The sequence below is a fragment of the Mycobacteroides chelonae genome (genome assembly GCF_016767715.1).
In the GTDB taxonomy this organism is placed as follows: Bacteria; Actinomycetota; Actinomycetes; order Mycobacteriales; family Mycobacteriaceae; genus Mycobacterium; species Mycobacterium gwanakae.
Genome location: NZ_CP050145.1, coordinates 2,816,457 through 2,831,484, shown reverse-complemented (window position 1 = coordinate 2,831,484; position 15,028 = coordinate 2,816,457). Strand labels below are relative to the sequence as shown.

15 protein-coding genes and 1 pseudogene are annotated in these 15,028 nt (G+C 65.1%); 6 read left to right on the top strand and 10 right to left on the bottom strand.

The features are described 5' to 3' along the window. Positions 1-34: 34 nt before the first annotated feature. From pgl to tkt, 5 genes are read right to left on the bottom strand one after another with little or no spacing between them, the layout of a single operon-like run. Positions 35-778 (bottom strand): 6-phosphogluconolactonase, encoded by a 744-nt coding sequence (gene pgl / locus HBA99_RS13890; RefSeq protein ID WP_030093489.1) that lies wholly within the window; start codon positions 776-778, stop codon positions 35-37. Further along, positions 775-1,683 carry a glucose-6-phosphate dehydrogenase assembly protein OpcA gene (opcA, locus tag HBA99_RS13885; protein WP_030093488.1) on the bottom strand — a complete coding sequence of 303 codons (909 nt, stop codon included), beginning with the start codon at positions 1,681-1,683 and terminating at the stop codon, positions 775-777. Before opcA ends, pgl begins: the two co-directional genes overlap by 4 nt. Beyond that, positions 1,680-3,197 carry a glucose-6-phosphate dehydrogenase gene (gene zwf / locus HBA99_RS13880; RefSeq protein ID WP_070952643.1) on the bottom strand — a complete coding sequence of 506 codons (1,518 nt, stop codon included), beginning with the start codon at positions 3,195-3,197 and terminating at the stop codon, positions 1,680-1,682. The genes opcA and zwf overlap by 4 nt, the downstream gene beginning before the upstream one ends. Before the next feature lie 35 nt (positions 3,198-3,232). Then, a complete protein-coding gene (tal, locus tag HBA99_RS13875; protein WP_070952644.1) occupies positions 3,233-4,366 on the bottom strand; it encodes a transaldolase in 1,134 nt (377 codons plus the stop codon). Positions 4,367-4,392: 26 nt separating this feature from the next. Continuing rightward, complete coding sequence (tkt, locus tag HBA99_RS13870) at positions 4,393-6,498, bottom strand: transketolase (RefSeq protein WP_070952577.1); 2,106 nt, start codon at positions 6,496-6,498, stop codon at positions 4,393-4,395. Between the two features lie 227 nt (positions 6,499-6,725). Between tkt and HBA99_RS13865 the strand changes: the two genes are divergently transcribed. After that, positions 6,726-7,664: a heme o synthase gene (locus HBA99_RS13865; RefSeq protein ID WP_070952576.1), complete on the top strand. Its 939-nt coding sequence runs from the start codon at positions 6,726-6,728 to the stop codon at positions 7,662-7,664. Here HBA99_RS13865 and HBA99_RS13860 read toward each other — a convergent pair. Next, a complete protein-coding gene (locus HBA99_RS13860; RefSeq protein WP_070952575.1) occupies positions 7,653-8,630 on the bottom strand; it encodes a quinone oxidoreductase family protein in 978 nt (325 codons plus the stop codon). The two genes, HBA99_RS13865 and HBA99_RS13860, sit on opposite strands and share 12 nt — an antisense overlap. 34 nt (positions 8,631-8,664) lie before the next feature. Between HBA99_RS13860 and HBA99_RS13855 the strand changes: the two genes are divergently transcribed. Then, positions 8,665-8,988: a hypothetical protein gene (locus HBA99_RS13855; protein ID WP_070952642.1), complete on the top strand. Its 324-nt coding sequence runs from the start codon at positions 8,665-8,667 to the stop codon at positions 8,986-8,988. Continuing rightward, a complete protein-coding gene (locus tag HBA99_RS13850; protein ID WP_070952574.1) occupies positions 8,970-9,935 on the top strand; it encodes an ATP-grasp domain-containing protein in 966 nt (321 codons plus the stop codon). Before HBA99_RS13855 ends, HBA99_RS13850 begins: the two co-directional genes overlap by 19 nt. Here HBA99_RS13850 and HBA99_RS13845 read toward each other — a convergent pair. Continuing rightward, positions 9,888-10,874 (bottom strand): COX15/CtaA family protein, encoded by a 987-nt coding sequence (locus tag HBA99_RS13845; RefSeq protein WP_109494439.1) that lies wholly within the window; start codon positions 10,872-10,874, stop codon positions 9,888-9,890. The genes HBA99_RS13850 and HBA99_RS13845 overlap by 48 nt on opposite strands. Before the next feature lie 192 nt (positions 10,875-11,066). Here HBA99_RS13845 and HBA99_RS13840 point away from each other — a divergent pair. The 3 genes and pseudogenes from HBA99_RS13840 to HBA99_RS13830 all read left to right on the top strand — a co-directional run bounded on the left by HBA99_RS13840 (position 11,067) and on the right by HBA99_RS13830 (position 13,038). Beyond that, positions 11,067-12,141 (top strand): annotated as a pseudogene (locus HBA99_RS13840) (oxygenase MpaB family protein). Between the two features lie 18 nt (positions 12,142-12,159). Then, positions 12,160-12,375, top strand: coding sequence for a hypothetical protein (locus HBA99_RS13835; RefSeq protein WP_070952572.1), 216 nt, complete (start codon positions 12,160-12,162; stop codon positions 12,373-12,375). Between the two features lie 99 nt (positions 12,376-12,474). Next, positions 12,475-13,038: a TetR/AcrR family transcriptional regulator gene (locus HBA99_RS13830; RefSeq protein WP_070952571.1), complete on the top strand. Its 564-nt coding sequence runs from the start codon at positions 12,475-12,477 to the stop codon at positions 13,036-13,038. Positions 13,039-13,073: 35 nt separating this feature from the next. On the opposite strand, the gene HBA99_RS13825 is transcribed toward HBA99_RS13830, so the two are convergent. Genes HBA99_RS13825 through HBA99_RS13815 form a run of 3 tightly spaced genes read right to left on the bottom strand, consistent with a single transcriptional unit; the run spans position 13,074 to position 15,024 of the window. Further along, positions 13,074-13,517, bottom strand: coding sequence for a YybH family protein (locus HBA99_RS13825; RefSeq protein ID WP_070952570.1), 444 nt, complete (start codon positions 13,515-13,517; stop codon positions 13,074-13,076). Positions 13,518-13,540: 23 nt separating this feature from the next. Beyond that, entirely contained in the window at positions 13,541-14,200 is a 660-nt protein-coding gene (locus tag HBA99_RS13820; RefSeq protein ID WP_070952569.1) for a DUF899 domain-containing protein, read from the bottom strand. 38 nt (positions 14,201-14,238) lie between these two features. Next, positions 14,239-15,024: an ABC transporter permease gene (locus tag HBA99_RS13815; protein ID WP_070952640.1), complete on the bottom strand. Its 786-nt coding sequence runs from the start codon at positions 15,022-15,024 to the stop codon at positions 14,239-14,241. Between the last annotated feature and the right edge of the window lie 4 nt (positions 15,025-15,028).

The window sequence follows — 15,028 nt, the reverse complement described above, 5'->3', positions numbered from 1 at the left end:
CGCGGCCGCATGAGGGCCCGGTTGGGGCCTGCGCCTAGTTCAGCTGGCTCGCGGCGGCTTCGTCCAGCAGCCACACGGTACGTTCGGTGCCCCTGGCGCCCGCCGCGGGCACATCGATCGGATCGGCCCCTCCGATCGCCGCCGCGACGGCTTCGGCCTTGGCCTCGCCGGAGACGATCAACCACACCTCGCGTGAACGCTGAATTGCGGGCAGTGTCAACGTGATCCGCTGCGGTGGTGGCTTGGGGGAGTCTGGCACCGCAACCACCAGTCGGTGTGTTTCCTTGACGGCATCGGTATGCGGGAACAGTGAATTGATATGCCCCTCGCCGCCCATGCCCAGCAGGTGGACGTCGAAGGCCGGGCAGTCCTGGCCGGGCTCGGCATTGGCCGCCAGCAGCTGCTCGTAGGCGAGTGCGGCCGCGTCCAGGTCGGTGCCATACTCGCTTTCGCTGTTGGGCATCGCGTGCATGTTGCGCAGCGGGAAGTCGACATGCTCAAGCAGTGCCTCCCAGGCCTGCCAGGCATTACGTTCCGGATCGGTCTTCGGGACGTACCGGTCGTCGCCCCAGAACACGTGGACGTTGGCCCAGTCGAGATCGCTGGCCACCTCGCGCAGATGCTTGAGCAGGGCGATGCCGGTACCGCCCCCGGTGAGCACGATCAGCGCCTTGCCGCGTTCGGCGAGGGCTCCGGCGATTGCCGATGCCAGCCGGTCGCCTGCCGCGGTCACCAAAGTGTCTGTATCCGCGTACTTTTCGATGATTGTTTCACTCATAGGTATTGCACCTTCGCGATTCCCTCAAGCGCCGTGCGGTAGATCTCATCGGGATCGAGGCGGCGCAAATCCTCGGCCAGGCAATCTCGTGTCTCTCTGCGCGGCAACGGAAGTGATGCTGTCGGGCGCCCGGTGCGGGCCAAGGTCGCGATGGCCCCGGTCTGCGGCCGGCTCAGGGTGACGACCTCGCTGTCCCGGTGCAGTTCCACCTTGAGCTCGCCGACCAGCCGGGTGACGGGTCCTTCGATACGTGAGGCGAGCCAGCCCGCGGTGACATCGAGCGCGGGTTCGGTGGCGAGCCCGGATACCACTGCCGAGTTGATGCCCTCGTACGGTGGCTGATCCAGGGCCGAGGCCAGCAGCGCACGCCAGTAGGTGATCCGGCTCCATGACAGGTCGGTGTCGCCGGGGGTGTATCCGGCGAGCCGGTTCTTGATGGCGTTCAAGGGGTCTGGTGCCGTCGTCGCATCGGTGATGCGGCGGATCGCCAGACGTCCCAGCGGATCTTTCGCGGGAATGGCGGGCGCCTGGTTGGGCCACCACGCCACCACCGGTGTATCGGGCAACAGGAACGGGATCACGACACTGTGCTCGTGGGCGGCGAGAGGGCCGCGCAGCCGCAATACGACGACCTCGCCGGTTCCGGCGTCACCCCCGACTCGGATCTGGGCATTGAGCCCGGTGGTGGGGGCCAGCGGATTGCGCTCCAGCACGATGATGCGGCAGGGATGCTCGTGGCTGGCGCCGTTGGCAGCCTCGATGACCTCTTCGACGTCATCGCCGGCGTCGGTGATGACAACCAGGGTCAGGACGCGCGCCATGGTGACCGCACCACCGGTTTCGCGCAGCTCCACCAGCTTTTTGTTGACGTCGTTGGTGGTGGTGTCGGGCAGATCGATGATCATGGTCGCCTCCAGTCACGTCCCGTACGGGCCAGCATGTCGAACGCCGACTGGGGGCCCCAGGTGCCGGATTCGTAGGTCTCGGGTTTTCCTTCCGACGCCCAGAAGTCCAGGGCGGGATCCAAGATCCGCCACGACAACTCGACTTCGGCGTTCACCGGGAACAGCGAGGGCTCGCCCAACAGCACGTCGAGAATCAATCGCTCGTACGCCTCGGGCGATTCCTCGGTGAAGGCCTGCTCATACGAGAAGTCCATGTTGACGTCTCGTACCTCCATCGCGGTGCCCGGAACCTTCGATCCGAAGCGCAGCGTGACGCCCTCATCGGGCTGCACCCGAATCACCAGCGCATTGGCGCCAAGTTCCTCGGTCATCGTGGAGTCGAAGGGCAGATGTGGTGCCCGTTTGAACACCAGGGCGATCTCGGTGACGCGGCGGCCGAGGCGTTTACCGGTGCGCAGATAGAACGGGACCCCTGCCCAGCGGCGGCTGTCGACCTCCAGGGTGATCGCGGCGAAAGTCTCGGTGGTCGAGGTCTTGGAGAAGCCTTCCTCCTCCAGCAGACCGGGCACCTGCTGGCTGCCCTGCCACCCGGGCCCGTATTGGCCGCGGGCAGTGGTTTCGGCGAGCGGCTCGGCCAGCCGAGTGGCCGAGAGCACCTTGATCTTCTCGGCCTGCAGCTCGGCGGGGGAGAAGTTGATGGGCTCTTCCATCGCGGTGAATGCCAGCAGTTGCAGCAGGTGATTCTGGATGACATCGCGTGCTGCCCCGATGCCGTCGTAATAGCCTGCGCGGCCGCCCAATCCGATGTCCTCGGCCATGGTGATCTGCACATGGTCCACGAAGTGGGCGTTCCAGATCGGGTCGAACAACTGGTTAGCGAACCGCAGCGCCAGGATGTTCTGCACCGTCTCCTTGCCGAGGTAATGATCGATCCGGAAGACCGATTCCTCGGGGAACACCTCATTGACCACGGCATTCAGCTCGCGGGCGCTCTGCAGATCGTGGCCGAAGGGTTTTTCGATCACGACGCGGCGCCATGCGCCGTCCACGGGCTGCGCGAGTCTGGACTTGGACAGCTGCTCGCACACCGTGGGGAATGCCTTCGGCGGAATCGACAGGTAGAAGGCGTGATTGCCGCCGGTGCCGCGTTCCTCGTCGAGCGTCTGCAGGGTCTTCTTGAGCTGCTCGAAGGCCTCGTCATCATCGAAACTGCCCTGCACGAAACGGATTCCTTCGGCAAGACGGTCCCAGACGTGCTGACGGAACGGGGTGCGTGAGTGTTCCTTCACGGCATCGAGCACGATCTGGCCGAAGTCCTCGTTGGCCCAGTCCCGGCGGGCGAACCCGACCAACGCGAAGCTCGGTGGCAGCAGCCCGCGATTGGCCAGGTCATAGATGGCCGGCATCAACTTCTTGCGGGCCAGATCGCCAGTGACCCCGAAGATCACCAGCGAGCAGGGTCCCGCGATACGCGGAAGACGTTTGTCGCGCTTGTCTCGCAACGGGTTTGTCATGGATGAGCCTTTCGTGTGAAGACCGTCATCCACGCTCACTCCTTGGTGGATACCGCGTCGAGTTGGGCTTGGGTGGCGTCGATGAGCTCATTCCAGGCGACCTCGAACTTGTCGACGCCTTCGGTTTCGAGCACCTCGAACACGTCATCCAGATCGATCCCGGCGCGGGTCAGTTCATGGAAGACCGCGTGGGCGCCGTCGTAAGTCCCATGAATGGTGTTGCCGGTGACCACGCCGTGGTCGGCAACCGCCTCCAGGGTCTTCTCGGGCATGGTGTTCACGGTGTGCGGAGCCACCAGGTCCACGACGTACATCGTGTCGTCGTAGTCGGGATTCTTGACTCCGGTCGAGGCCCACAGCGGACGCTGCACCCGTGCGCCGGCCTTCTTGAGCTCGGCGAACCGGTGACCGTGATCGAACACCTTCTCGTAGGCCTGGTAGGCCAGACGGGCATTGGCCACCCCGGCCCGGCCGCGCAGGGACAGCGCCTGACCATTGCCGATGTCCTCGAGGCGTTTGTCGATCTCGGTGTCTACCCGGGAGACGAAGAACGACGCCACCGAGTGAATCTTGGAAAGGTCGCGGCCGGCTTCCTGAGCGGCCTCCAGGCCGGTCAGGTAGGCGTCCATCACTTCCTTGTGGCGTTCCACCGAGAAGATCAGGGTGACGTTCACCGAGATGCCCTCGGCGATCACCGCCGAGATCGCGGGCAGACCGGCCTTGGTTGCCGGAATCTTGATCAGCAGGTTCGGGCGGTCGACGATCTTCCACAGCTCGATGGCCTGCAGGATGGTCTTGTCGGTGTCGTGGGCCAGGCGGGGGTCCACCTCGATGGAGACACGACCGTCCACACCCTCAGAGGCTTCGTACTGCGGAGCCAGCACATCGCACGCGGCGCGCACGTCGTCGGTGGTGGCGGTGCGGATCGCCGAGTCCACATCGGCCCCCCGCTCGGCCAGCTCGGCGATCTGCGCGTCGTAGGCATGCCCCTTGGACAGGGCGGCCTGGAAGATCGCCGGGTTGGTGGTCACCCCGACGATGCTTCTGGTCGCGATCAGCTCGGCGAGGTTGCCCGAGTTGAGTCGGTCCCGGGAGAGATCGTCGAGCCAGACGGCGACTCCGGCTTCGCTCAGTTCGGCGAGATTAGCGTTCTGATCAGATGTGCTCATGGGATTCATCCCTTCCTGATTCGGGGTTATTGAGCTGCTGCGATGGACCTTTCGGCGGCCGCAGCCACTGCATCCGGGGTGAAGCCGAACTCACGGAACAAGGTCTTGTCGTCAGCGGAAGCTCCGAAGTGCTCCAGTGAGACGATTTGACCGGCGTCGCCGACGAACTGGTACCAGCCTTGCGCGATGCCGGCTTCCACGGAAACCCGGGCACGCACCGACGGCGGCAGCACGCTGTCGCGGTATTCCTGGGGCTGGGACTCGAACCATTCCACACAGGGGAACGACACCACGGAGGCCGCAATTCCCTTGGCGGCAAGAATCTTCTTGGCCTCGACGGCGAGCTGCAGTTCCGAGCCCGTGCCGATGAGGATCACATCGGGCTGGCCATCGGCTGCCTCCAGCACGTAGCCGCCCTTGGCCACACCCTCGCGGCTGGTGCCTTCCAGGATCGGCACACCCTGACGGGTGAGTGCCAAACCGACTGGGCCGGTGCTGGATTGACGCTCCAGGACGGTCGCCCAGGCGTACGCGGTTTCGTTCGCGTCACCGGGGCGCACCACCGAAAGGTTGGGGATGGCGCGCAGGGCGGCCAGGTGCTCCACCGGCTGGTGAGTGGGGCCGTCTTCGCCGAGACCGATCGAGTCGTGTGTCCACACGTAGATCGGGTCGATGTTCATCAATGCCGCCAGGCGCACCGCGGGCCGCATGTAGTCGGCGAACTGCAGGAACGTTCCGCCATACGCGCGGGTGGGGCCATGCAGCACGATGCCGGACAGGATCGATCCCATCGCATGCTCGCGGATGCCGAAATGCAGTGTGCGGCCATATGGTTCGGCATTCCAGTCCGATGTCGCGATGGACGTTGGGCCGAAGGAATCGGCGCCCTTGATGGTGGTGTTGTTGCTGCCCGCGAGGTCCGCGGAGCCACCCCACAGCTCGGGAAGCTTGGCGCCGAGCGCCGACAGGGTGTCGCCGGACGCGGCACGGGTGGCGACACCCTTGGAGCCGGGTTTCCAGGACGGCAGCTCGGCGTCCCAGCCCTCGGGCAGGGTGCGCGCCTCCAGCCGGTCCAGCAGTGCCTTGCGTTCGGGCTCGCGGGCGGCCCAGGCGTCAAAATCCTTGTCCCACTCCGCATGTGCCTGCTTGCCGCGCTGCACCAGCTCGCGGGTGTGGGCGATGACCTCCGGGGCCACGTCGAAGGATTTCTCCGGATCGAAGCCCAGAATTTTCTTGGTGGCGGCCACCTCGTCAGTCCCCAGCGCCGAGCCGTGTACGCCGCCGGTGTTCATCTTGGTGGGAGCGGGGTAGCCGATGATCGTGCGCAGCGCGATGAACGACGGGCGGTCGGTGACCGCACGGGCGTTGGCCAGTGCTTCCTCGATGCCGGTGACGTTCTCACCACTGATGACGGTCTGTACATGCCAGCCGTACGCCTCGTAGCGGGCGGGGGTGTCCTCGCTCAGTGCGATCTTGGTGTCGTGCTCGATGGAGATCTCGTTGTCGTCCCAGATGACGATGAGGTTCCCCAGCTGTTGGGTACCGGCCAAGGAGGACGCTTCCGAGGTCACGCCCTCTTCGATGTCGCCGTCGGAGGCGATGACGTAGATGAAGTGGTCGAACGGGCTGGTGCCGGGCGCCGCGTCGGGGTCGAAGAGACCGCGCTCGTACCGAGAGGCCATCGCCATGCCAACCGCCGAGGCCAGGCCCTGGCCGAGCGGCCCGGTGGTGATCTCGACACCCTTGGTGTGGTGGTACTCGGGGTGGCCGGGGGTCAAAGAGCCCCAGGTACGCAGTGCCTCGATATCGGAGAGCTCCAGGCCGAATCCGCCCAAGTACAGCTGCAAGTACAGGGTCAGGCTGCTGTGGCCACACGACAGCACGAATCGGTCGCGGCCGATCCAGGTGGTATCGCTGGGATCGTGGCGCAGCTGTCGCTGAAAGAGCGTGTATGCCACGGGTGCCAGGCTCATCGCGGTGCCGGGATGCCCATTGCCGACTTTCTGTACGGCATCGGCGGCCAGCACCCGCGCGGTGTCTACCGCACGCGAGTCCAGGTCTGTCCAGTCATCCGGGTGGTTGGCCCGGGTGAGGGTTGGGATATCGGTCGGGATCTCGTCGATCGCGGTCACGGGCCCATCGTAGTGCCGCCGATTTCGCGCCGCTGCCTCACGGCCGGGTCACGCCTCCTGGGCAATGTGATAGTCCGGTGGCGGACAACCTCTGTTCAGTTCCGGGGGCCGACCTTGGTTGTCGACGCGCGACCCTGGCGGTCTACCATCGTCTGTAGTAGAGCGCTCAGTGTCGCGGGTCGGCTGGCTCACCGGATTAATTACCCAGGAGGATCAGCGCGGTGCGGATGCGAGAGACGCAAGGCGCGCGTGCTCGCGGCCCGTTCCTTTCGACGATCCTCGCCTATGTGGCCCTGACCAAGCCGCGGGTCATCGAGCTGCTGCTGGTCACCACGATTCCCGCGATGTTGCTCGCCGAACGCGGGCATGTGAATCCGCTGCTCATCCTGAATACGCTTCTCGGCGGGATTATGGCCGCGGCCAGTGCCAACACCCTGAACTGTGTGGCCGATGCGGACATCGACAAGGTCATGAAGCGCACCGCGCGCCGGCCCCTGGCCACCGCATCGGTCACCACCCGCAACGCGCTGATCTTCGGGACCGTGCTCGGTATCGGAGCGTTCGCCTGGTTGTGGTGGACCGCCAACCTGCTGTCTGGTGTGCTCGCCGTGGCCACCATCGCCTTTTACGTCTTCATCTACACGTTGGTGCTCAAGCGCCGCACCGCGCAGAACGTGGTGTGGGGCGGCGCTGCCGGGTGCATGCCGGTGATGATCGGGTGGTCGGCGGTCACCGGCACCATTCAATGGCCGGCCGTGGTGATGTTCCTGATCATCTTTTTCTGGACTCCGCCGCACACCTGGGCGCTGGCGATGCGCTACAAGGAGGACTACCGGGCTGCGGGCGTCCCCATGCTGCCCGTGATCGCCACCGAGGAGAAGGTCACCCGGCTGATCCTGATCTACACCTGGCTGACGGTGCTGGCCACGCTGGCACTCGTGCTGGCCGCCGGTGTCATCTACGCCGTGGTCGCATTCCTGGCCGGGGTGTGGTTCCTGGCGATGGCGCACCAGCTGTACTCGGGTGTGCGCAAGGGGCAGCCGATCAAACCGCTGCGGTTGTTCTTGCAGTCCAACAACTACCTGGCCGTGGTCTTCTGTGCGCTGGCGGTCGACTCGGTGGTCGGCTGGCCGCTGCTGTTCGGTAATGGGCTACTAGGGCACTAGGACGACCGACCCGGTGGTCTTGCGTGCCTCAAGGGCGATGTGGGCCTGGGCGGCTTGCTCCAACGGATAGCTGGCTCCGACGGTGATCTTCAATGTTCCGCGCGACACCAGGTCCAGGACATCGTCGGCGCGCCAGGCGAATTCTTTGGGGGTGCGGATGAAATGCCCCATGGTCGGGCGGGTGAGCACTGCCGACTTGGCGGTGAGGCGCTGCGGATCGAAGGGCGGTACCTGGCCACTGGCCGCCCCGTAGAGGGCGATCAGGCCACGCACCCGGACTGCCGCCAGGCTTGCCTCGAAGGTCGACTTGCCGACGCCGTCGTAGGCGACCGCCACGCCCTCACCCGAGGTCAATTCCAGGATTCGTGAGGCGACCTCCGCCGGATCCGCGGGATCGGGATAGGACAGCACCTCGGTGGCGCCAGCCGCGCGGGACAGCTTCTCCTTGGCCTCGCTCGACACGGTGGTGATGACCCTGACGCCGCGATGGCTCGCCCATTGGGTTAGCAATAGACCCATACCGCCGGCGCCGGCGTGCACCAGCACGGTGTCACCGGCGGCGACGGGGTACACCGAGGTGAGCAGGTAATGGGCGGTGATGCCTTGAAGCAGGGCGCTCGCGGCAACCTCCGATGACAGGCCCTCGGGCACCTTTGCGGTGTAATCGGCTGGTGCGGTGGTCGATTCGGCGTACCCCCAGGCGGCCACGGGGCTGGCGACCCGGTCGCCTGGGGCAAGGTTTCCGACACCCTCGCCCACCGCGCTTACCACTCCGGTGACCTCGGATCCCGGAATGTGGGGGAGCGGGGCGGCGTAGCTGCCGTTGCGTAGATAGATATCGCGGAAGTTGACCCCCACCGCATCGACGTCGATGAGCACCTCGCCGGGGCCCGGTGTCGGAGCTGTCTTTTCGACGAGGGTGAGCACTTCGGGTCCGCCGGTCACCGGCACTTCGATGGCGCGCATGGGTACCAGTATCCAGGCCACGTACGCTCTACATATGACCGACGAAGCCCAGCCAGACGCGAAGGTGTCCGTTCCGTCGACCGTGCACTGTGCGCTGACCGCGTTCGTGAAGGCGCATCACATGCCCACCAAGGCCGTGTTGCAGCCCATCGGGCAGGCCGGCGTCCGGATCACGCTGGTCGGTGCCGACGGGATCCTGGGTGATCAGGTGGTTGCCGACATCGCCACCGCGCATGCTGCCGTGGCGGCAGTCGAAGGCATCGAGCCCGTTGAGGAATGGGACCGCGAATTGGTCAGCACCGCCAACCCGGCACCGGGTCACGCCAAGAAGATGGCCGGGTGGGTCGCCCGGACGTAAGGCTGGGACGGCCGGATATCTTCCATCCGCGCATCGTTCTGGCCGGTTGCCCACAACTCGTCTCCGGTGACGGTGACGACGCTGAACTTGTTGCCGCGCTGCGTGTTCGCGACCTGCACGCCCGGTGGCTGTCCTGGGATGACCCTGAGGCCGCACAGGCAGACCTGGTGATCCTGCGTGCTACCTGGGACTATCCCGAACGCCTGGATGAATTCCTGCGGTGGGCCGGATCTGTGCCCAATGTGCTCAACCCGCTGTCGGTAGTGCGCTGGAACACCGATAAGCGCTATCTGAATGATCTTGCCGCAGCTGGTATCTCGACGGTTCCTAGTACTTTCTTCGCGCCTGATGAGCCCGTCGTGCTGCCCGACGGCGAACTGGTGATCAAGCCCGCGGTGGCCGGTGGATCGCGTGGCGCGGGGCGCTTCACGTGCCCGGAGGCTGCGCGTAACCATGCCGAGGCGCTGCACGATGAGGGCCGCACGGTGCTCATCCAGCCCTACGACCCGCGCGTCGACACGCACGGCGAGACGGCATTGGTCTTTCTCAACGGCGAACCGTCCCACGCGTTTACCAAAGGGGCGTTGCTGCCTCCGCCGGGTGACGCCGCCGAGGTCGACGAGTCGGGTCTGTTCCACTCCGAGCGTCTGGCGCCGGTGAGGCCGTCGGCGGCGTTGTGGAAGTTCGGTGCCTCGGCGCTTGCCGCGGCGGCCACGAAATCCGGTGTCGCGATGACTGAGCTGCTGTACGCGCGAGTCGATGTCATCGGCGGTGTGCACGACGATGACCCACGGCTACTGGAGCTGGAACTGGTCGAGCCGTCTCTGGGCTGGCGTCAGCTGGAGACCGAGGAGCGCGACCTGGCGCAACGAAAGTTTGTGATCGGTGTCGAGGACGCGTTAGAGCGCCTGGGCCTGGGCCCGCTTGGGCAGCGCCGACGCGGCTAGCGCCGGGGAGGTCAGCGCCGCCCACAGCGCGGCGGTCGCTGCTGTGCATGCGGCCGCACCTGCGACGTGGACGGCGACGAGCACCGCGGGCACACCCGTGTAGAACTGCACGACGCCCACGAGGCTCTGGGTCAGTGTGAGGGCCGCCAGCACCGTGAAGCGCGCCCAGATGGGTCTGGTCACACCGACGGCTGCCAGTCCGAATCCCAGCCCCAGCAGCAATGCCAGGTAGGCGATGAGCAGTGTGCCGTGTAGATGCACCAGTGTGGTGATCTCGACCTGCAATCGGGGCACCACGCGGGTGACGCTTTTATCGCCGGCATGTGGTCCTGCTCCGGTCACCAGCGTTCCGGCGACCAGGACCGCGGCCAGTGTCACACCGATGAGCGCTGTCAGCCGGCGCAGCGGGCCGGGCGGCGGCGGCACCATGGGGAAATCCGAAACGACATCGGGCTCACCGATTTTCACGTAGAGCAGCGTCGCCAGCCACACCATGCCCATCGATACCAGCAGGTGGATCGCGACGGTCCACCACAACAGGCCGGTCAGTACGGTGATGCCACCGATGACTGCCTGCAGGACCGTCGAGGCCGGCATCAGCCAGGCATAGATGAGGACCTCGCGCCGGCGCCGTGCGCGTGTCACGGCGAGTACTGCCAACGCGGCGGTGATCACGACCAGGAAGCTGATCATCCGGTTGCCGAATTCGACGGCCTGGTGGATGCGCGGCACTTCGGCGACGGCGACGGGGGTGAAGCTCCCCGGGAAGCACTGTGGCCAGGTGGGGCAGCCCAGGCCGGAGGCGGTGACCCGAACTACGGCGCCGGTCACGGCAATTCCGCCCTGGGTCAGCACGACCGCCGTGGCGATGAGGCGCTGCGTCCGCAGGCTCGGCATCGGCAGTAGATCGACTACCCGCAAGAACGCCCGATATAGCACGCGATGAGTCTATGTCACCGCCAACTACGCCTTGTAGTAATCGCTGCGGGTTCCGTCTGAGCGCAGGGTTGAGGCGAATAGGTCGGTTGGTTGACGCTTTGCCCCCTGACGTAAGCGATCGGGTGATGAATCCTACGCTGTGTAGAAAATTCCTACACCTCGTAGGAATACTGGCGCAGAGGGAGCGGGCCTGTGAGTGTGATCAGGGAGTGGCTGTCACTACCGAAGGTTGAACTTGCTGAGGACTACGGCTTCTTTGGTCCCGAATCGGTGTCGTGGCGTGTGTGGAGCTACCCGACGTCGCTGTCCATTGGATTTCAGCGCGCCGTGGTGATCGAGGAACTTGATCCCGGATTGATTGCCGCCGTGGACAAGACACATGAGATCTATTCACGGCCCCGGACTCGTTACGACCGAACCTTGCGGTACTTCGCGATGGTTGCCTTCGATGACAGCAGGTCAACAGCCAAAGCGGCAGATGTCCTGGTCAAGATTCATTCCAAGGCCATTGGCGTCGACCCGGTCACCGGTGAGAACTACGACGCGAACAATCCCGATTCCCAGTTGTGGATCCACCTCACGGCCTGGCATTCGATTCTGCTCGCCTATGAGAAGTACGGCCCAGGGCGGCTTTCTGACGAGGACGAAGCGCAGTTCTTGAGTGAATGCGCCCGCGCGGCGGAATTGCAGACGTGCGACCCGGGCGATATCCCCCGAACGCGTGAGGGGATAGGCCAGTACTTCGAAAAGATGCGGCCACAGCTCATCGGCTCTGATATCGCCCGGCAGGCGATGCGGCACTTGCTCAGCGCCGAGGTGATGCTGCCACCGATGCCACTGCTGTTGCGGCCGTTCACCAAGGTGATCACATGGTTTTTGCGCCGGGGCACCTTGGCGACCATGCCTCGGTGGATGCGGGAGATGGCCGGGCTAAGCGTTGCCCCCCCTGCTCGACGCGGTGATCGTGCCACCGATAAGTGCCGCCTTCGCGGCGATCAGCATGAGCAAGCGGCTGCAGTTGATCCTGCTGCGGCTGATCTCACCTGCCACCGTGCCCATCGGCGCACGCGTTCTGCTCTCGGTACCGCCGAGAAGCTCGATCACCATGACGCCCAGGGAGGCGCAGGAACTTTACGGCTATGAGATTCCCAGTCGGGCGCACCACGAACTCCGGGAACGGCAGCGAACCCGCGTGTTCGGAGAGGGACAGGCTCCCAGCGACGAGGGAATTAGAGAGTCCGAGCCGATTCTCGGCACCGTTGGATGATTCAGAAGGAAACACACCATGATCAAGGACCTGCTCGACCGTCGCCTCAGCATCCGCCAGCTCGTCTACCTGGTGATCGTCATCGGTTTGCCGTATGTGGTGATCGGGTTGATTTGGGCAATGACCCACCGTGACCACTTTGAACAACTCACCGGATTGGACAAGCTCTTCTCTATGCTGGGAGAAATTGTCGCCTGGCCGGTGCTTATCATCGCCAACGTGTATCTGCAGTAGCCGGGCCAGTCGTAGGAGGACACCGTCACTGCGCCGCCAGCCTCGACGAATTCGCGTGCCCGGGCCGAACATCTCGGACCGGAGAGGCGGCGGGCGCAGGTGCTGGATACGGCCCTGCAGATCACCGCTGAACAGGGCGTGGCGAATGTGACGATGGCTGCCATCGCCACGCGCATGGGCGTCACTCGCCCCGTTGTGTATGCGTGCTACAACGGGCGAAGTGAGGTACTGACGCAACTGCTGGAACGCGAGACGCGGCTGGCTCTCACCAGCTTGCGTGCCATCCTTCCGCCACAGCGGACGGGCTCTGTTGAGCAGATGTTCGTGGACGGATTCGCAGCTCTGTTGGGCGACGTTGCCGCGCGCCCTGCCTCGTGGCAGATCATCGCGGCAGCGCAGTCAGATCCCGTGCTTGCAGAGGCTATTTCGCAGGGCCGGGCGCAGATTCGGGCGCAGATCTGCGAAGTCATGCGACCCCTGCTGCAGCGGTGGCAGGTCCGCGATGTCGATTTCGTCATGCCCCCGCTGGTTGAAACACTCATGGCAATCAGCGAGGGAGCCATACGGTTGATGCTCGGTCCTGACCCGCGATGGTCCGCAACGGACCTGGCGGATATCGTCGGCCGGGCGGCGTACCGGGCATTGCGGGCGGCTCCCCGCTGAGAGCGAGTCATCGGCACGCCGGGCAGATCCGACGGCTAGCCGAGCCGCCGACTGATCCTGGGTAGTACGTAATTGGAATACGAGTACTTGCCGGTGATCTTCCCGTCCGCGTCGAAGTGGAAGACGTCCAAGCCTTCCCACCCGAAACGCGGGACGGCAACGGCCGCCAGGCGAGTCGCCGCACCAAGCAGCCGGCTCCGGGACTGGCGTGCGCGGATGTCGTGACGGCATGTCCACCGAATGGTCGCCTTGCGTGCGGACTGATCGATCAGCCGGTCGTGCTCGTCGAATGTCATGGCACCGTAGGCGCCTGTGAACTGCGGTTCGAATTCACGACGGATGGCGGCCAAGCCGACATGCCGGGATCCATCGCCCGGCAGGTACTCGGCGTCCTCGGCGAAATGTTCCATCACCAGGTCCAGATCATTGGTGTTGAACGCAGCCACGAAGCGGTCGAGGGCGACCGCAATATCCGCCATAGGGGGAGCGTACGGGGTCTTTGCTAGTACTCGTCGTGCAAGTGCCACCACTGATACGGCGGCGTCTGCGGCCAGCCGTCGGGTGAGTCCTCCCAATCTTTTTGACGGCCATAGGGTGTGAGGTCGAGCAGCATAAAATCCAGGCGCATCTTGTCCCCGCCCCGGTCTGTACTGAAGTAGGTCTGGTACACACTGTCGCCGTCGCGAAGAAACACGCTGATGCCAAATCCGCTCCCTGCGCCGCAATCCTCGGCGAATGTCGTCTCACGGGACGACACGAACGGGAACGACCACTGCATGCGGTGCTTCAAGGCGTTGATTTGTGCATACGGCATGTTGGACACCACCGCGAAGCTGGTACCGCGGGCGTTCAGATGCTCGTGCCTGCCGATGTTGTCGCATACCGAGGCGCACCCGGAACAGAAGTCATCGGCACCGTTGTCCATGAACTGGTACACGATGAGCTGGTCGCGCCCGTCGAACAGATCCGGCAGCGACAGCTCGCCACCGGGGCCGGTGAACGTGTACCCGCCGGGCATCGCGACCATCGGCATCCGGCGACGCCGCGCGGCCAGATTGTCGAGGGTCCGCGTTGCGGCCTTCTCGTGAACCAACAACTCGGCGCTCGCTTCGAGCCACTCGTTACGGGAAACAATCGGGGGCAGGGACTTGGCATGGGACATACCGATATAGACCGGTGGTAAGCCACAATCTCATCGGCTCAGGTGAATCGGAACCAGCGCAGCGCACCGTATCCGGCGAGCGAGCCCCACGCCGCGAGCACGGCGATCGCGAACCAGTCCACCGACAGCGTCATCGCGGCGGCCAGTGCCTCCGAGAGCGCACCCGAGGGAGACAGCCGCGCCAAGAGCACCACGGCGTGGGGGATCGCGTCGGTGGTGCGACCGTCCTCCAGGGTCAACGCCCCGAGCCCGGCGAAGATGAACCACAGCAGATTCGCCAGGGCGAGCACGATTTCCGCGCGCAGTGTGCCGCCGAGGAGCAGTCCCATCGCCGCGAACGTCGCGGTGCCGAGAGCGATGGCTACCGCGCCGAGCAGTAGTCCGACCGGATGCGGGCGCCAGCCCAGCGTGGCACCAATGGCGCCGATGACCGCGGCCTGCAGGACCACCACCGTGACGACGGCGAGTGCCTTGCCTGCGATGATGCCCCACACGGGTAATGCCGTGGCGCCCAGGCGTTTCAGCGCACCATAGCGGCGGTCGAACCCGACGGCGATGGCCTGTCCCGTGAAGGCGGTGGAGATGACCGCGAGCGCCATGATGGCGGGCACGAAAATGTCGGTACGCGAGCCGGGGAACTGGCCCAGCGGCAGCAGCGTCAGTCCGATGAGCAGGGTGATCGGGATGAACATGGTGAGCAGCAGCTGTTCGCCGTTGCGGAGTAGCAGCTTGAGTTCCAGCCAGAACTGCGCAAACAGCATGGTGTGCACGGCGCTGGGGCGTGGGTCTGGGGCGAAGGTGCCCGGGTCAAACCGTGGGGTCATCTCG